Annotated in this window: 15 protein-coding genes; 7 read left to right on the plus strand and 8 right to left on the minus strand. The window is 69.0% G+C overall.

Features of this window, described 5'->3' with window-relative positions; genetic code table 11:
• Positions 1-204: 204 nt before the first annotated feature.
• Both FKR81_RS18230 and FKR81_RS18235 read right to left on the minus strand, forming a co-directional pair.
• Positions 205-1185: an AAA family ATPase gene (locus FKR81_RS18230; protein WP_146353254.1), complete on the minus strand. Its 981-nt coding sequence runs from the start codon at positions 1183-1185 to the stop codon at positions 205-207.
• Positions 1182-3284: a YncE family protein gene (locus FKR81_RS18235; RefSeq protein ID WP_146353255.1), complete on the minus strand. Its 2103-nt coding sequence runs from the start codon at positions 3282-3284 to the stop codon at positions 1182-1184. Before FKR81_RS18235 ends, FKR81_RS18230 begins: the two co-directional genes overlap by 4 nt.
• Before the next feature lie 120 nt (positions 3285-3404).
• Here FKR81_RS18235 and FKR81_RS18240 point away from each other — a divergent pair, with 120 nt between their 5' ends.
• Positions 3405-4013 (plus strand): ribulose 1,5-bisphosphate carboxylase large subunit, encoded by a 609-nt coding sequence (locus FKR81_RS18240; protein ID WP_146353256.1) that lies wholly within the window; start codon positions 3405-3407, stop codon positions 4011-4013.
• Here FKR81_RS18240 and FKR81_RS43625 read toward each other — a convergent pair.
• The 3 genes from FKR81_RS43625 to FKR81_RS18250 form a co-directional block, all read right to left on the minus strand.
• On the minus strand, positions 4010-4147 hold the full coding sequence (locus tag FKR81_RS43625) for a hypothetical protein (protein ID WP_186763029.1): 138 nt from the start codon (positions 4145-4147) through the stop codon (positions 4010-4012). The genes FKR81_RS18240 and FKR81_RS43625 overlap by 4 nt on opposite strands.
• 62 nt (positions 4148-4209) lie before the next feature.
• Positions 4210-4896 (minus strand): fibronectin type III domain-containing protein, encoded by a 687-nt coding sequence (locus FKR81_RS18245; RefSeq protein ID WP_222598311.1) that lies wholly within the window; start codon positions 4894-4896, stop codon positions 4210-4212.
• Positions 4893-5495, minus strand: coding sequence for a polysaccharide lyase family 7 protein (locus tag FKR81_RS18250; protein WP_146353257.1), 603 nt, complete (start codon positions 5493-5495; stop codon positions 4893-4895). The genes FKR81_RS18245 and FKR81_RS18250 overlap by 4 nt, the downstream gene beginning before the upstream one ends.
• Positions 5496-5570: 75 nt before the next feature.
• On the opposite strand from FKR81_RS18250, the gene FKR81_RS18255 reads away from it, so the two are divergent.
• Positions 5571-6446, plus strand: a complete 876-nt coding sequence (locus FKR81_RS18255; protein WP_146353258.1) for a LysR family transcriptional regulator — start codon at positions 5571-5573, stop codon at positions 6444-6446.
• Here the strand turns inward: FKR81_RS18255 and FKR81_RS18260 are convergent, their stop codons facing one another.
• Positions 6447-6980 carry a hypothetical protein gene (locus tag FKR81_RS18260; RefSeq protein WP_146353259.1) on the minus strand — a complete coding sequence of 178 codons (534 nt, stop codon included), beginning with the start codon at positions 6978-6980 and terminating at the stop codon, positions 6447-6449.
• A gap of 54 nt (positions 6981-7034) precedes the next feature.
• A complete protein-coding gene (locus FKR81_RS18265; protein ID WP_146353260.1) occupies positions 7035-7895 on the minus strand; it encodes an EamA family transporter in 861 nt (286 codons plus the stop codon).
• 220 nt (positions 7896-8115) lie between these two features.
• Between FKR81_RS18265 and FKR81_RS18270 the strand changes: the two genes are divergently transcribed.
• On the plus strand, positions 8116-9051 hold the full coding sequence (locus FKR81_RS18270) for a pseudouridine synthase (RefSeq protein ID WP_146353261.1): 936 nt from the start codon (positions 8116-8118) through the stop codon (positions 9049-9051).
• A 34-nt stretch (positions 9052-9085) separates the two neighbouring features.
• Positions 9086-9259, plus strand: coding sequence for a hypothetical protein (locus tag FKR81_RS43630; protein ID WP_186763030.1), 174 nt, complete (start codon positions 9086-9088; stop codon positions 9257-9259).
• On the opposite strand, the gene FKR81_RS18275 is transcribed toward FKR81_RS43630, so the two are convergent.
• Positions 9246-12449 (minus strand): GH92 family glycosyl hydrolase, encoded by a 3204-nt coding sequence (locus FKR81_RS18275; protein WP_146353262.1) that lies wholly within the window; start codon positions 12447-12449, stop codon positions 9246-9248. The two genes, FKR81_RS43630 and FKR81_RS18275, sit on opposite strands and share 14 nt — an antisense overlap.
• A gap of 52 nt (positions 12450-12501) precedes the next feature.
• Here FKR81_RS18275 and FKR81_RS18280 point away from each other — a divergent pair, with 52 nt between their 5' ends.
• From FKR81_RS18280 to FKR81_RS18290, 3 genes are all read left to right on the plus strand, one after another.
• Positions 12502-13764 carry a BNR-4 repeat-containing protein gene (locus tag FKR81_RS18280; RefSeq protein WP_186763031.1) on the plus strand — a complete coding sequence of 421 codons (1263 nt, stop codon included), beginning with the start codon at positions 12502-12504 and terminating at the stop codon, positions 13762-13764.
• Between the two features lie 50 nt (positions 13765-13814).
• Positions 13815-14198: a VOC family protein gene (locus tag FKR81_RS18285; RefSeq protein WP_146353264.1), complete on the plus strand. Its 384-nt coding sequence runs from the start codon at positions 13815-13817 to the stop codon at positions 14196-14198.
• Positions 14199-14277: 79 nt separating this feature from the next.
• Complete coding sequence (locus FKR81_RS18290; protein ID WP_186763032.1) at positions 14278-15288, plus strand: PQQ-dependent sugar dehydrogenase; 1011 nt, start codon at positions 14278-14280, stop codon at positions 15286-15288.
• The last annotated feature ends 129 nt before the right edge of the window (positions 15289-15417 follow it).

Raw genomic sequence — 15417 nt, forward strand, 5'->3', positions numbered from 1 at the left:
AACGGGACTGCGTCGTACTCACGCCGACGACTGGGAACCCCCCGAATCCGAGCCTAGCGGCGCCCCCTGACAAAACCGCGCCGGACTGGACGACGCCGCACAGATCAGTCCCGCGCCGAGCAGTCCCGCGCACCGCAGGATCTCGCGGAGCAGCACCTGTCCCAGCCGCGACCGGCCGAGCGGAGGCCGGGCAGTGCGCGCGTCTCATGCCGGCTTCGGGACCGCTACGTCCGACACGACGTCCGCGAGGACCTCCTCGGTCGTCACGCCGGACAGCACGGCCTCGCGCGTCAGCACAAGGCGGTGGGCCAGCACGGGCAGAGCGAGGTCCTGCACGTCACCCGGCACGGCGAAGTGGCGTCCGCGAGAGGCGGCGTACACCTGCACGCAGCGCACCAGCGTCCGCAGGCCTCGGGTCGACGCGCCGAGCCGCAGGCGCGAGTCGGAGCGGGTGGCCGCCCCCAGCGCGCTCACGTAGCGCAGGATCGGGTCGGCCACGTGCAGCAGCGACAGGCGGCGGCTGTACTCGCTCACCTCGCGCGGCGACGACACGGTCTGCACCGCGCTGATCCGCCCGGCGCCGGAACCCGGACGCAGGACGTCCAGCTCGTCGTCCACCGAGGGATAGCCGATGGACGTGCGCAACATGAAGCGGTCGAGCTGCGCCTCGGGCAGGCGGTACGTGCCGTCCAGGTCGATCGGGTTCTGCGTCGCCACGACCAGGAACGGGTCCGGGACGGCGTGGCCGACGCCGTCGACGGTGACGGTGCGCTCCTCCATCACCTCGAGCATCGCGGACTGGGTCTTCGCCGCCGCGCGGTTGATCTCGTCCGCCAGCACGATGTTCGCGAACACCGGGCCGGGGCGGAAGCGGATCTGGCCGGTCTGCGGGTCGTACACCGAGGTGCCGGTGACGTCGGACGGCAGCAGGTCCGGCGTGAACTGCACACGCCGCGACACACCGCCCAGCGCACCGGCCACGGCACGCGCCAACGTCGTCTTTCCCGTACCCGGCACGTCTTCCAGCAGCACGTGGCCGCCCGCGAACATCGCCACCAGCACCAGGTCGATCACGTCGCGCTTGCCGCGCACCGCGATCTCGACCGCGTCACCCAGGCGCGTGTGCAGGTCGCGGAACGCCGCGACGTCGCCTTCGCCGATCGCGGCGCCCATCGTGGTCGTCACTCTTCCTCTTCTCTGCGACGGATCCGCAACAGGTACGCGCACGCCAGCAGGCCGAGGCCGCCGACGCCGGCCGGTGCCGTGTTGCTCTCGATGCTGCGCGGGATCTGGCACGGCTTGGTGCCGCACATGTCCGGGTCGCGCATCATGACGGTCTTGGCCGCCGAGTCGACCTGGCCCGAAGGTCCGAACGCGCGCACCACGATCCGGTTCGAACCGAAGTCCACGTCGATGTTCGCCAGCGTCGCGTTGCACGCGATGGCCGTCGACGTGCCCATCGTGGTGTTCACGACCTCGCACCGGCCGGTGTGGTTCGCCCACGCCGCTGGCGGCGCCATGTTCACCTTGCGCGTGTACGACGTCTGCACACCGGTGATCGACGTGATCACCACGGCGCCTGCCGGAGGCAGCGGAGGCGGCGGCGGCGGTGTGGTCGTCGTCGGCACCACCGGAGGCGGCGTCGTGGTGGTGGGAACGACCGGAGGCGGAGTGGTCGTGGTCGGCACGACCGGCGGCTTGGTCGTCGTCGTGACCGGCGCACCACCCGTCACGGTCCACGACCCGACACCCGCCGGTCCGGTGGCCGACCCCGACGACGCGGCGACCGAAACGTCCACCCGGCCGTTGGTGCAGAACGTGGTGCCACCGCAGGGCAACGCCAGGTCGGTCGACGTCCCCGCCACCTGGGAGGACACCGACCCGCCGGTGAACGCGCCGGACGCCGTCACGACGTAGCCCACCACGGTTCCCGCGGGCGCCGTCCAGCTGACGGTGACCGTCAACGCCGAGGCGTTCCGCGACTTCTCCCTGATCGAGATGCCGGAAGGTGCTGCCAGCGCACCGGGAGGCGCAGCCGACGAAGAAGGCGGTGGCACACCAACAGAGGAGCTCGGGGTGTCACCGCGCGGCGGCTTGATCGGCTCGTTCGGGCGCGGGGGCGGCGGCGTGGGCACCGACGGGATCGGCGATCGGTCCGGGTTCGTCACCTGGAGCTCGGGGCTGCGGATGGTCAGCGTGCGGGTGCTGCCGTCCGCGTCGACCAGGACGCCGGTCGACGAGCCGGGCACGTTCACGAACAGCCTGCCGTCGTCGAACACGAGCTCGGGGTCGCCGCCGCCGGACGTCTGCACGTCGTCACCGCCGCGCTTGCCGCTGCGGTCGAGCACGATCACCTTGCCTGACCCGCGGCACGGCACGTACACCTTGTCCCTGAACACGGCCGGACGGCCGGGCTTGGGGCACCCCAGCGCATCCACGTCGACGCGCACGACCTGGCCGTCGACGACCAGCACGACGGTTCCCGCGGAAGGCACCGACGCGGGCACGAGGTTGTCCGGCGACGTCTGCGCTGCGATCACCTCGCCCGACAGCGACACCGTGGTGGCCGAGCGGTCCGCACCGGTGCCGTCCTGCACCACGACACCCGCGTCCAGCCCGATCAGCGTCACGCCCGCGTCGTGCGGGACGAGCACCGTGCGCGGACCGGCCCCGGAGATGGGCTTGTGCGACCGCTCGACGAAGCGCTCCTCCTCGTCGGACCACTCGAGTGCGCGCAGCGTGCCGCCGTGGTCGACGAGCCACACCACGCCGCGGTCGTCCACGACGACGTCGGCGAGCGGCTGACCGGCCTGCCACGCGGTGCCCACGTCTGCCAGCGTCACCGGGTCGGCGGTGTGCACGGTGCCCGCGGCGCGGTCGACGACGAACACGTGGCCGTTCGCGACCAGCACCTTCGACGACGGACCGGCGGGCGCCTGACGGCGGCCGGACGCCAGCAGCGTCGACAGGTCGATCACCGTGATCTGACCGGTGCGCCGGTCGAGCACGATCAGCCTGCCGTCCTCCTGCGCGATCTCCAGCTGCGCGTCGGCACCGCTGATCTGCAACCGGGTCTGCGGCTTCCCCGAAGCGGGGTTGACCTGCACGACCTCGCCGCGCTGGTCGTCACCGAGCCAGGTGAGCCCGTCGGACACCTCGACCGAGGTGCGCGCGATCCCGTTGCCGAATGCGGCGCCCGCGAGCAGCAGGACACCGAGCAGAGCGGCGCCGAAGCTGGCCGACTCCCTGCCCCCGTTGCCGATCAACCGTCTGAGCACCCGCATGCGTGAACCTCCTCCACCCGGCGGGGATGCTAACCCGGCCCTATGACAAATTCGGTCGCCGCACGGTTCCCGGATCGCCTCTTACGACAAACGCGTATTGAGATAGGGCAGAGTGGACGCATGGAGATCCCTGGGCTGGGTCTGGCCAAGTCCGCCGTCAGCTGGGCCGTCGATTCGGCCGTCACCGTCGCCTCCGTGCCCAGCCGCGTCGCCGGGCTGCTGGACGAGGTCGAGTCGCTCGTGCAGCGCGTGAACAAGGTCGTCACCAACGCCGACGAGCTGGTCAACCGCACCGCGCACATCGTGGACGACGCGGAGAAGACCGTCGACGAGGTCCGCGCGCTCACCGCCGCCGCGGGTGAGGTCGCGGACGGCGCGTCGCGCGTCGTGCACATCGCGGACGGGACGGCCCGCACCGCGAACGAGCTGATCACGTTGTACGAGCCGGTCGCGAAGACCGCGCACCCGCTCGCGACGCGGTTCGTGGAGGAGCTGTCGCCGCACGAGATCGAGGCGGCCATCCGCCTGGTCGACGAGCTGCCCGCGCTCACCGACCGGCTGGTCACCGACATCCTGCCGATACTCGAGACGCTCAACCGGGTCGGCCCGGACGTGCACCAGCTGCTGGAGGTCACGAACGACGTCCGGCAGGCCATCCTCGGCATCCCCGGCTTCGGCTTCATGCGCCGAAGGGGTGAAACGAAAGAAATCGAGAACAACGACGATTAGATGCCGCCGGGAGTGGGTACTCCCGGCGGCATGACTTCGCCTCTTGACCAGGCCGCCCGCCCCTGGTGGCTGCTGACCAGCGTGTTCGCGCTGCTCGCCGTCGTGAACGCCAGCATCGGGGTCAGCGAGAACACCGCGTGGTCCTACGCCGTGTCGTTATCACTGTTCGCCGCCGCCGTGTGGTGCGGGCGAAGAGCTACGAGACCGACTTCCCGGTCGTCTCGTGCACCAGGTTCGACGGATCTCCGAACCGGTACGCCCGCACCCGATAGGTCGCCTGCTTCTCGTCCGGCAGCGTGATCAGCCCGAACGACACGACGTTCGGGTCGAGCTGCGCGGCGATCCGGTAGTCGGTGGCACCGGACGGCTTGATCTCCAGCAGGTAGCCCTGCTCGTCGGAGGCGTTGTCCGTCCAGGTGAACAGGATCCCGTTCGCGTGCTTGACCTCGGCCTTCAGGCCGGTCGGTGCGGCGTCCGGACTGGACGACGAGTGCGTGCCCTTGCCGTCCGCCTTGGGCGGACCCCACTCGTGACCGTCCGTTTCGGACACCTCGTCGCCCGGTGGCAGCGCGACGTCGACCGTCGCCGACACCGGTCCTGTGTACGGCCTGACCCGGTAGAAGAAGTTCGTCTCCGGGATCAGGTCCGGGTGCGTGAACGACGTCTGTCCGGGTGGGACGAAACCGAGGATCGTGTACTGGCCGTCCTTCTCGTTCGAGTACTCGACGATCTGGCCCGCGGCGCCCGCCTGAGGCCGCCACTCCAGCTTGACGTCCGTCGGGGACGTCAAAGTGGACTCGAGCTGGTTTCCGGCTTGGTCCTGCTGTTCCTGCCCACAGGCCGTCAGGAACAGCAGGACCACGAGCAGTAGTGCTCGGATCACTTGCGCCAGAACCGGATGTTGCTCCACTCGACCGTCGCCGGTCCCTTGCCGCTGGCGGTCCGGTACGCGCCGAACTTGTCGTAGAAGCTGCCGCCGGAGCTCGACACGCTGTGCTTCTGCGATCCGTTGATGTACGTGCGGTGCGTGCTGCCGACGACGTGCACGGTGTTCACGCGCACGGTCGTGCCGACGGTGGCGCCGGTGGCGATGGTGTTGCCACCGTGCACGGCGTAGAGCCGTCCGCCCTTCTCCACGGCGAGCATGAAGTACGGGCCCGCACCGGGGTTGTCCTTGAACGTCTGCTTGAGACTGACTCGGGAACCGCCGAGACTCGTGATCCGGAAGCTGCCCTCGAACTGCCGCGTGCCACCGGTGTACGTGGCGTAACGGCGCTCGGCGCGCTGGTCACCGCTGCCGGTGGAGCAGGTGAGCGTGAAGGTCAGGTCGCTGACCTTGCCGCAACCGCGCTGCTGCACGCTGAACGTCGGCGAGACGCTGGTCCACGGGCCCGCTTCCACCTGTGCGTGAGCGGGTTGGGCCGTGAGCAGCAGACCGGTGGCGAGCGCGAACCCCGTTAGAGCACGGAGTTGTTTGGCCATGAAAAAAGCCTCCTCTACGCGCTTTGGCAAGCGCTTTCAGGGGGCGGCTTTCACAGCGTAGCGGATACTTGACAGGTGTTCGACCTTCATCGCCTGCGTTTGTTGCGGGAACTCAAGCACCGGGGCACTCTCGCCGCTGTCGCGTCCGCGTTGTCGTACAGCCCGTCGTCGGTCTCGCAGCAGCTGTCCCAGCTGGAACAGGAGGTCGGCGTCCGACTGCTGGAACCGGTCGGGCGCAGGGTGAAGCTGACCCCGCAGGCCGAGATACTCGTCGCGCACACCGAGGCGGTGCTGGCCAGGCTGGAGCAGGCCGAGGCGGACATCGCCGCGTCGTTGCACGAGATCAGCGGAACGTTGCGCGTCGCGACGTTCCAGACCGCGACGCTGGCGCTCATCCCCGCGACTCTCGCACGCATGCGCGACGAACACCCGTCGTTGCGCATCGAATTCACGGTCGCCGATCCGGAAGTGGCGCTGTCCGCTCTCATCGCGCGCGACTTCGACCTGGTGTTCAGCGAGGAGTATCCGGGACAACCGGAACCGAGATTCGCTCAACTCGAATACGCGGAGCTGTTCCACGACCCGATTCAGCTTGCCGTGCCACCGGGAATGGACACCACGTCCATCGCCGAACTGCCGTGGATCATGGAGCCGGAGGGCTACCCGCAGCGCAAGTGGGCGACCGCGCTGTGCCGCAACCACGGCTTCGAGCCGGACGTCCGGTTCGAGTCGACCGACGTGCTGGTGAAGCTGCGGTTCGTCGAGCACGGGCTGGCGGCCGCGCTGATCCCCCGGCTGATCTGGCACGACCGCGACGTCACGCTGCCGCTGCACGACCCGCCCGGCGGACCCCAGTCGCGCAGACTGTTCACCGCGGCACGGGCCGGGCGGGGCCAGCATCCCGCGGTGCGGGCGTTCCGTCAGGCGCTGCGGCTCTCGGCCACACCGTGATCACTTGCGTTCGCCCATGTGCTTGCGGGCGGCGCCCGCAAGCAGTTCCAAGCCGAGGTCACCGAGGAAGCGCCAGTAGTCGGTGGTGCCTGTCATCGGCCCGTTGGTCACGAGGTAGGGAAGCTGAAGGTGTGACGGGTCTGGACGGTCGTACGGGCCGTTGTAGGCCTTTCCGGGGACCGCTGGCTTCGGGCGCCGGCACCTGTAGGTCTCGCCATCCTCCATGACGAGGTAGAGCTCGTGGTTCTCCCAGTCGTCGTACACGACGGTCCAGCCAGCACCCAACAGGGTGAAGGTGTCTTCGAAGACGCGTTCCTGGGAAACAGGCTTGCGCAGGAAGCGCTTCACCGGCGGCGGCGTCACCAACTCGGTCTTGCACTGGTACAACGTGGTTCTGCCGACCTGGTTCGTACGCATCAGGTCGGCGAACTGCCGCAGGTTCGCGCGACCTTCTCGCTCCATCTCCTCGTTGCGCCGGCCACGAGCGGCGACCTCTTCGCGTTGTCGCTGCATTTCCCGCTCGAGCTCACTCATCGACACCCCTCATCCGTGATCTTCGATGAGGCATCGGCCGGGCGCCGCGACCCGTTACGGCACGGGCAGAACGGGGACGGCGTCCCGCGGTACGGGCCTCTCAGGCTCCACCGCTGTCGGCCGGGCCGCCGTGACCGCCGACCCGATCCCCGCCGTGATCACCAGCCCGATCGCGAGCAGCGAAGCCCCGCTGAGGTGCTGCCCCAGCAGCAACGCACCGGCCAACGCCGCGGCGGCCGGTTCCAACGCCAAGGCCACACCGAACGTCTTGGGCGGCAACGTCTTCAGCGCCCGCAGCTCCAGGCTGTACGGGATGACGCTGGCGAGCAGCGCCACGACCACGCCCAGCAGCAACACGTTGGGAGAGAACAAGGCGACGCCACCACTGGCCAACCCGTAGGGCAACGTCAGAGCGGCGGCGACCGCGCTGGCCGCCACGAGCCCGCCCTGGCCCTCGTGCGCCACCCGCGAGCCGGCGATGATGTAGCACGCCCAGAACCCGGCCGCGATCAACGCGAGCACGACGCCGACCATGTCGAGGTGCTGCGCCTGCTCCCGGACGCCCAGCACGATCACGCCGGCCAGCGCCAGCAACGCCCACAGGAAGTCGCGCGGCCTGCGGGACATCGCGATCGCGACGCCCAGCGGGCCGAGGAACTCGATCGTCACGGCGACGCCCAGCGGGATGCGTTCCAGCGCGAGGTAGAACGTGCCGTTCATGCCGGCCAGCGTCAGGCCGAGCACCAGCGAACCCTGGTTGAACTTCGGCCGCTGCACGAGCGCGAGCAGCACCGCGGCCAGCCCGAGCCGCAGCGCGGTGGCGCCGGGAGCGCCGACCTGCCCGAAGAGCTGAGCTGCGAAAGCGGCCCCGAACTGCAGGGACACGACCGAGCCGAGTACCAGGAAGACTGCCATGCGATCAGCGTGCGCCTCCGCCTTCACATCGGTAAAGCGGACGTTTCCGAGCATTAGTCGTCAGGATTTCCGAACGGTTGAGCACGAGATGAGCCGGATGGTGGGAGCCGCTGTGCCAGAAGGTGGGAAACGGCCCGAACACGGGTGGGGCCCGCACTAGAGGTTCGGCGCGAGGAGCCGCACGCGCGGCACGCCAGACTTCGGGCGGTATCGTCCGGCCGTGCGACGTCGTCCCAGCTCACCCCTCCCGCAGCGGCACGGGCTCGATCCCGCCCGGCTCCGGCTGCCCGAAGGGCCGTGGGCCACGATCAGGGATCACCTCGTCGAACGGCTGCCGCGCGTCGCGCCCGAACGCATCGAGATGCTGATGCGCGAAGAGCGCATCTACGACCAGCACGGGCCGCTCAAGCCCGACGCGCCGTACGCGCCGGAGTCGTACGTCTGGTTCCACCGGGACCTGCCGGACGAGGTGCCGGTGCCGTTCGAGGTGGAGATCGTGCACCGCGACGACGACCTGCTCGTGGTCGACAAGCCGCACTTCCTCGCGACCATCCCGCGCGGCAAGCACGTCGTCGAGACCGCGCTGGTCCGGCTCCGCAAGCAGCTGGAGCTCCCGGATCTCGTGCCAGCGCACCGGCTCGACCGGGTCACCGCCGGGCTGATCATCTTCGTGGTCCGGCCGGAGATCCGCGGCAAGTACCAGCTTATGTTCAAGGATCGTGTCGTTTCCAAGGAGTACGAGGCGATCGCGCCGCACGACCCGGACCTCGAGCTCCCCCGCACGGTCGAAAGCCGCATCATCAAGGAAAAAGGCGTCATCACGGCGCAGGAGGTCGAGGGCGAACCGAACGCCGTCACCGAGGTGTCCCTCGTGGAGCATCGCGACGGGCTCGGCCGCTACCGGCTGCACCCGCTGACCGGGCGCACCCACCAGCTCCGCCTGCACATGGCCGGCCTGAACATCCCGATCATCAACGACGACTTCTACCCGGTGCTGCACGAGCGTCCGCTCGACGACTTCAGCGCACCGCTCCAGCTGCTCGCGAAGACGATCGAGTTCGTGGACCCGATCTCGGGGGAACACCGGCGTTTCGAGAGCAGCCGTTCGCTCTCGGCGTGGTCCTCCGACGGCGAACAGGCACCCGCGACGAGCTGATCACCCGGCAAGCTCGGGCTTCGTCGCACAGCAGGTGGACGTCACCGCACCCGTCATCGTCGGCAACTCGGGCGCGGGCAACATGATGGCAGCGCTGAGCGACCGGCTCGGCGTCGAGCCGGTCGAGATCGACGGCGGTCACTGCCCGCAGATCCGACGCGCCGAGGTGATCGCAGAAGTAGTCACAGACCTGGTCACCCGAGTGTGATCGCGTAGAGCTCCACCCTGGGATCGTTGGGCAACGTCATCGAGCGCACGGTCTTGCTGCTGTCCAACGGGATCGCCGCGCCGAACAGCCGCACGGGCGGCGCGTCGACGCCCTTGCCCGCCTTGATCCGGTGCGGCATCTCCAGCACCACACCGGTGCCGGAACCGGCCCAGTCGGCGACGGTCACCGGGACCTCGAACGACGTGCCGTCGGTGTACCAGATGGTCAGCGCCGTGCTGACCGGCCCGTTGTGCGACGAGCCGACGACGTGCAGCGCGCCGAACTTCCCGGCGGGCAACAGCATTCCCTGCCCGCGCGCCTCGACGAAGGTCGGCGTCGTGCCGGTGGGGTCGGGTGTCGCGTACGTGACCCCGCCCCACACCACGGATCCGGCCGGTGGCAGCAACGCCGCGTCGTAGCTCCAGCCGCCACCGTCGAAGTCGCCGGACGCCGGGGCGTCCACGGAGGCGGTGCCGTCGTGGTTGCGTTCCGGTGTCAGGTCGACCGGGCACGCGGACGCGATGCACACCGCGGCCGGACGCACTTCGACGGTCGCCGTGCGGGTCACCACGTCCGAGCCGCGCACGGTCACCTCGATCGGATACCTGCCCGGCTTGACACCGGCCGGAACGCCGACCACCAAAGGAACTGTGCGCTGCGTGGGCAGCGTGCGCGAGGTGATCACCATCCGCTGCGCGCCGGTGACCGTCCACGACGGCGGTGCGGCCACGGAGACCGACACGGGCATCGCGCCCGGCGTCTGCGCCAGCACGTCCAGCGGCAACGTCACCGACTGCGCTGCGTCCGAGGTCGGCAGCACGGCCGTGGTCTGACGCAGCGACGCGTCGAGGTGCCTGCGGCGGTCCTCGCGGCCGTCGTTGACCGACGGCGGCGCGTCACCGCGCCCGGTCCCCCACGACGACGGCGCGTCACCCACCGAGTAGGCCAGCTTCCCGCCTCGGGAGAACGCCGACCAGTCCAGCCACGTCTTCCGCACGTCGTGCCCGTTGAACCAGGCCTTCTGCACGTACCGCCGGGAGTCCGAGACGCCGGAGGCAGTCACGGTCAATGTGCCGCCCTGTTTGCCGTACCGTCCGATCTGGACGGTCGCGGACGAGAACTGCGGCGACGACAGCACGAAGAAGTCCGAACCGGCCGTCGTCGGGTACAGGCCGAGCGACGAGAACACGTACCAGGCCGACATCGTGCCCAGGTCGTCGTTGCCGGTCATGCCGTCCGGCCCGGTGGTGAACAACGTCATCGCCGCACGCACGACGGTCGCCGTCTTGGCCGGCGCACCGGCCCACGCGTACAGGTACGGCGCGTGCAGGTCGGGCTCGTTGTTCGGGTTGTAGGTCGGCTTGCCGTAGTAGTCGTACGGGTCGGTGATCCAGTCCTTGCGCGCGGTGCCCGCGGGATCGGTCAGCAGCTTGTCGTGCACGAAGAACGAGTCCAGTCGCTGCTCGACCGCGCGCCGCCCGCCCATCAGCGACACCAGCCCGGCCGGGTCCTGCGGCACCAGCCACTGGTACTGGTACGCGCCGCCCTCGTGGAACTGCCGCGCCGCGTCGACCGGGTTGTACGGCGACAGGAACGTGCCCTCGGCGGTGCGCGGCCGGAACTGGCCGATCGAGGTGTCCCACAGGTTGCGGTACCACTGGCCGCGGTCAGCGAACATGCGCGCGTCGTCCCGGAAACCCAGCCGGGACGCCATCAACGCCAGCGACGCGTCCGCCGCCGCGTACTCCAGCGTGGCGGACGCCGGGTGCACGCAGTCGTTGTCGCCGCCCTTGTGCGCGCAGTCCTTCCCCAGCTCCAGCCCGGACGGGAGGTAGCCGCGCGAGGAGTAGTACGCCACGCCCGACCGCCCGTTGTACGGCGACGACACCGGTGGCGTGGCGGTGGCGTTCTTCTTCAGCAGCTCGTACGTCTCGCGCTCGTAGCCGTGCAGCAGACCCTTGGACCACGCTTCGACGAGGAACGGCGTCACCGGGTCACCGGTCATGATGTTGGTCTCGCTGTTCGCCAGCGCCCAGCGCGGCAGCCAGCCGCCGTCCCGTCCGCTCGCGACGATCGACAACGCGACGTCGCGCGCCACCTTCGGTTCCAGCATCTGCAACAGCTGGTTCTGCGGGCGGTAGGTGTCCCACAGCGAGAAGTTCTGGTACGGCGTGTACCTCGCCGCCTGGTGGACGGCACCGTCGAAGCCGGTGTACCTGCCGTCGACGTCGCCGGCGAGGTTCGGGTGCAGCACCGAGTGGTACAGCGCGGTGTAGAACGCGGTCTGCCGCTCCGCCGCCCCACCGGCGATCTTGATCGCGCCGAGCTGCGCGCGCCACGTGTCCTGCGCCTGCTTCACCACGGCGTCGAAGTCGAAGGACGGTGCCTCAGCGGCCAGATTCGCCCGCGCGCCCTCGACCCCGGTGTAGGACAGTCCCAGTTTCACCACGACGTCTTTGTCCACCGCCGCGTCGAACGACACCCACGCGCCGTTGCCGCCGGTGCCGGCCGCGTCGCGCGAGCCGGGTGTGGGAACGCTCCCCCGCCACGAGCCGAACGCGCTGAACGGCCGGTCGAACGTGGCGCTGAAGAACACGGTGTGCTCGTCGTGCCCGGCGCAGAACCGGCCGGCGCGCACCCGTCCCTCGACGGTCCGGTCGCCGACGACGTGGATCTCCGAGTCGAGCACGGTCTGGTTGGACTTCCCGGTGTTGAACAGGACGTTCGCCTGACCGGCCGGGAACGCGTACCGCTGCCAGCTGGTGCGCTTGGTGGCCGTGAGCTCGGCGTTCACCCCGTACTTCTGCAGGCCCACGCGGTAGTAACCGGGCGAGGCGTCCTCGTCGTCGTGCGAGTACGGCGACTTGTAGGCGTTGATGTCAACGTTGTCAACGGACCCGGCTGTCGGCATGATCGGCAGCTCGCCCATGACGCCGCAGCCGACGCCGGACAGGTGCGTCTGGCTGAAGCCGTAGATCGAGTTCTGCAGGTAGTCGTAGCCGCCCTGCCCGCCGGTATCGGGGCTGACCTGCACCATTCCGAACGGGACGGCGGCGCCGGGAAACGTGTTGCCGAAGTTCTGCGTCCCGACGAACGGGTTCACCAGCGCCATGGGATCAGCTTCCGGCTGCGCCGCCTGCGCGGGCACGGCGAGGGCGGTCAGCAGTCCGGCTACGAGCAGTGTCCGCATCGACACAGTATTGTGGGCACGCCGCCGCCGCGGATACCTCCGGAGGTCGGCGATGCGCGTACTTCTTGCCGCGTTGCTTCTACTGGTCTTCAGCGCCACACCCGCCAACGCGGCGACTGTCGACACCGTCACCCCGACATCTGTCTACGGCTGCCTGCGCACCAACGGCGCCGGTCTGTACGACGCGATCGCGAAGAAGACGTTCGTGACGTGGTCGGGCACGAAGCACGACATCTACGTCAAGGCGTTCGACCACACCGCGAACACGTGGAGCGCCGCGGTGAAGGTCGCGACGCTGAACCTGACGCACAGCAACGCCTACCACGACTACCCGGTGCTCACCCAGCTCGCCGACGGCACGCTGGTGGTCTTCCGCGCCACGCACGGCAAGTCGATGCACCTGTACCAGGCGCCGACCGCGCACTCGATCACCGGCACGTGGAGCGCGCGCACGATCAGCTCGGACAAGACGACCTATCCCGAGCCGATCGTCACCGGCAACACGATCCACGTGTTCTACAGCCAGAACACGGATCTCTCGCACCCGTACCGGATCTACCGGTTCATCAAGTCGACGGACTCGGGCAAGACGTGGTCCGCGCCCAAGACGATCATCGACTCGGGCCGCACGAGCGACAAGTACTCCGAGGTGTACGCGTTCGGCGTCACGGAGAAGGCCGGCAAGGTCCACCTGACGTGGTCGATGCACGGCGGGCCGAAGGGCCACAACGGCGGCGGCAAGAACATCTACGCGGCCTACTTCGACACCGCGACCGCGACCATGCGCACGGTCGGCGGCGCGTCGCTCGGCGCGGGCGTCGACGCGGCCGAGCTGGCGCAGACGCGCGTCGTCACGACGAACCCGACCGACCTGCCGTCGGGCAAGGCGCTGCCGGAGGAGAACCCGGTGACGGTGCAGCTGCCGGACGGCTCCGTCGTGCTCGGCTACGGCGTGCACACCAAGACCAGCGCCAAGATCGTGCTCGCGCACTTCTCGAACGGCGCGTGGACGTCCACGACGATCGACTCGACCACCTCGCTGTTCAAGGACATCGCGGTCGTCGGCAACGGCGTGGAGTTCGTGTACGCGACGGCGGACAAGAAGCGGCTGGTGTCCAAGCTGTGGACGCCCGGCGGGTCGGCCACGACGAAGTTCGACCTGACGGTGCCCTACGCGTCCGGCGCGGACACGACGTTCTACGCGGACTTCGTGGAGAACAGGAACGGGATCAGCGTCATCGCGAACACCATCCACCAGGAGACCCGCAAGGACGTCCACACCGCGAAGTGGCCGATCTTCGCGATCAAGGACTAGGGCCGGCCAAAAGGGTTGCAGGCCTCTCACCTGCGCGTGAAGCTGGACGCATGGCCATCGAACTCAACCACACCATCGTCTGGTCCAAGGATCAGGAAGAGGCCGCGAACTTCATCGTGGAGATTCTGGGGCTGCCCGAGCCGACCCGGTTCGGGCCGTTCCACGTCGTCCAGGTGTCGAACGACGTCTCACTCGACTACCTGTCCGGCACGCACGAGTTCGGTCAGCAGCACTACGCGTTCCTGGTGAGCGAGCAGGAGTTCGACGAGATCTTCGGCCGCATCACCGAGCGCGGGCTCGACTACTGGGCGGACCCGTTCCACAACCAGCCGGGGGAGATCAACCGCAACGACGGCGGCAGGGGTGTGTACTTCGACGACCCCAGCGGCCACGGAATGGAGATCCTCACGCGTCCGTACGGCAGCGGGTCCTAGACCGTGGACGGCCGCCGCCCAGCACCCCTAGGCTGACCTCTGCCGCCCCGCCGCCGTTCTTCGGCACATGGGAGGGCACATGAAGGTCCGTTGGTGCTGGGCCGCGGTCACGGTCACCGCTTTGGTGCTGACCGCCGCACAACCGGCGGGGGCGGCCGTGGCGACCGCCGCCAAGAAGCTCGACGTCCCGTGGGGGCTCTCGTTCCTGCCGGACAAGTCCGCACTCGTCACCGAGCGCTCCGGCCGGATCCTGTCCATCAAGGGCACGACGGTCACGCAGGTCGGCAAGGTGGCCGTCGAACCGGGCAGCGAGAGCGGCCTGCTCGGGATAGCGGTTTCCCCGAACTACAACACCGACAAGTACGTCTACGTCTACCACTCGACCGACGAGGACAACCGGATCTCGCGGATGAAGCTCGGCGGCACGCCTGAGCCGCTCGTCACCGGGATCCCGCTGGCATCGGTTCAAGTGGGCGGTCGGCTCGCGTTCGGGCCGGACGGGTTCCTCTACGCGAGCACCGGTGACGCGACCAACGGCGACGACGCACAGGACACGAAGACGCTGGGCGGCAAGATCCTGCGGATGACGAAGGACGGGAAACCCGCGCCGGGCAACCCGTTCGGCAACCTCGTCTACAGCTACGGGCACCGCAACGTGCAGGGCTTCGCGTGGGACGGGCAGAAGAGGATGTACGCCTCCGAGCTCGGCCAGCAGGACCTGGACGAGCTGAACCGCATCGAGTCCGGCAAGAACTACGGCTGGCCGGAGTGCGAGGGTCCGTGCTCGAACCCCAAGTACACCAAGCCGTTGCTGACCTGGCCGACCGACCAGGCGTCGCCGAGCGGTGTCGCGATCTACAAGAACAGCATCTACGTCGCGGCGTTGCGCGGTGAGCGGATGTGGAAGGTGCCGCTGAACGCGAACGGCTCGGTCGGCAAGCCCACCGCGGTGTTCAAGGGCACCTACGGCAGGTTGCGCACGGCGGTGGCCGGCCCCGACGGCAAGCTGTGGATCACCACGACCAACCGCGACGGCAACGGGGGCACCGTCCGCAAGGACGACGACAAGGTGTTCCGCACTGACGGTTAATGGTTTGGACCACATGGTTGACCGGTCCAGACCATTTGTGTTTTGGTGATCTCGTCACGTCCATCGGGCGCGCAGCACGAAGGAGTGTTCCTCTTGTCGAGAACACGCATGATCGCAACACTCGCCGCC

The sequence above is a fragment of the Lentzea tibetensis genome, assembly GCF_007845675.1.
GTDB classification, from domain to species: domain Bacteria; phylum Actinomycetota; class Actinomycetes; order Mycobacteriales; family Pseudonocardiaceae; genus Lentzea; species Lentzea tibetensis.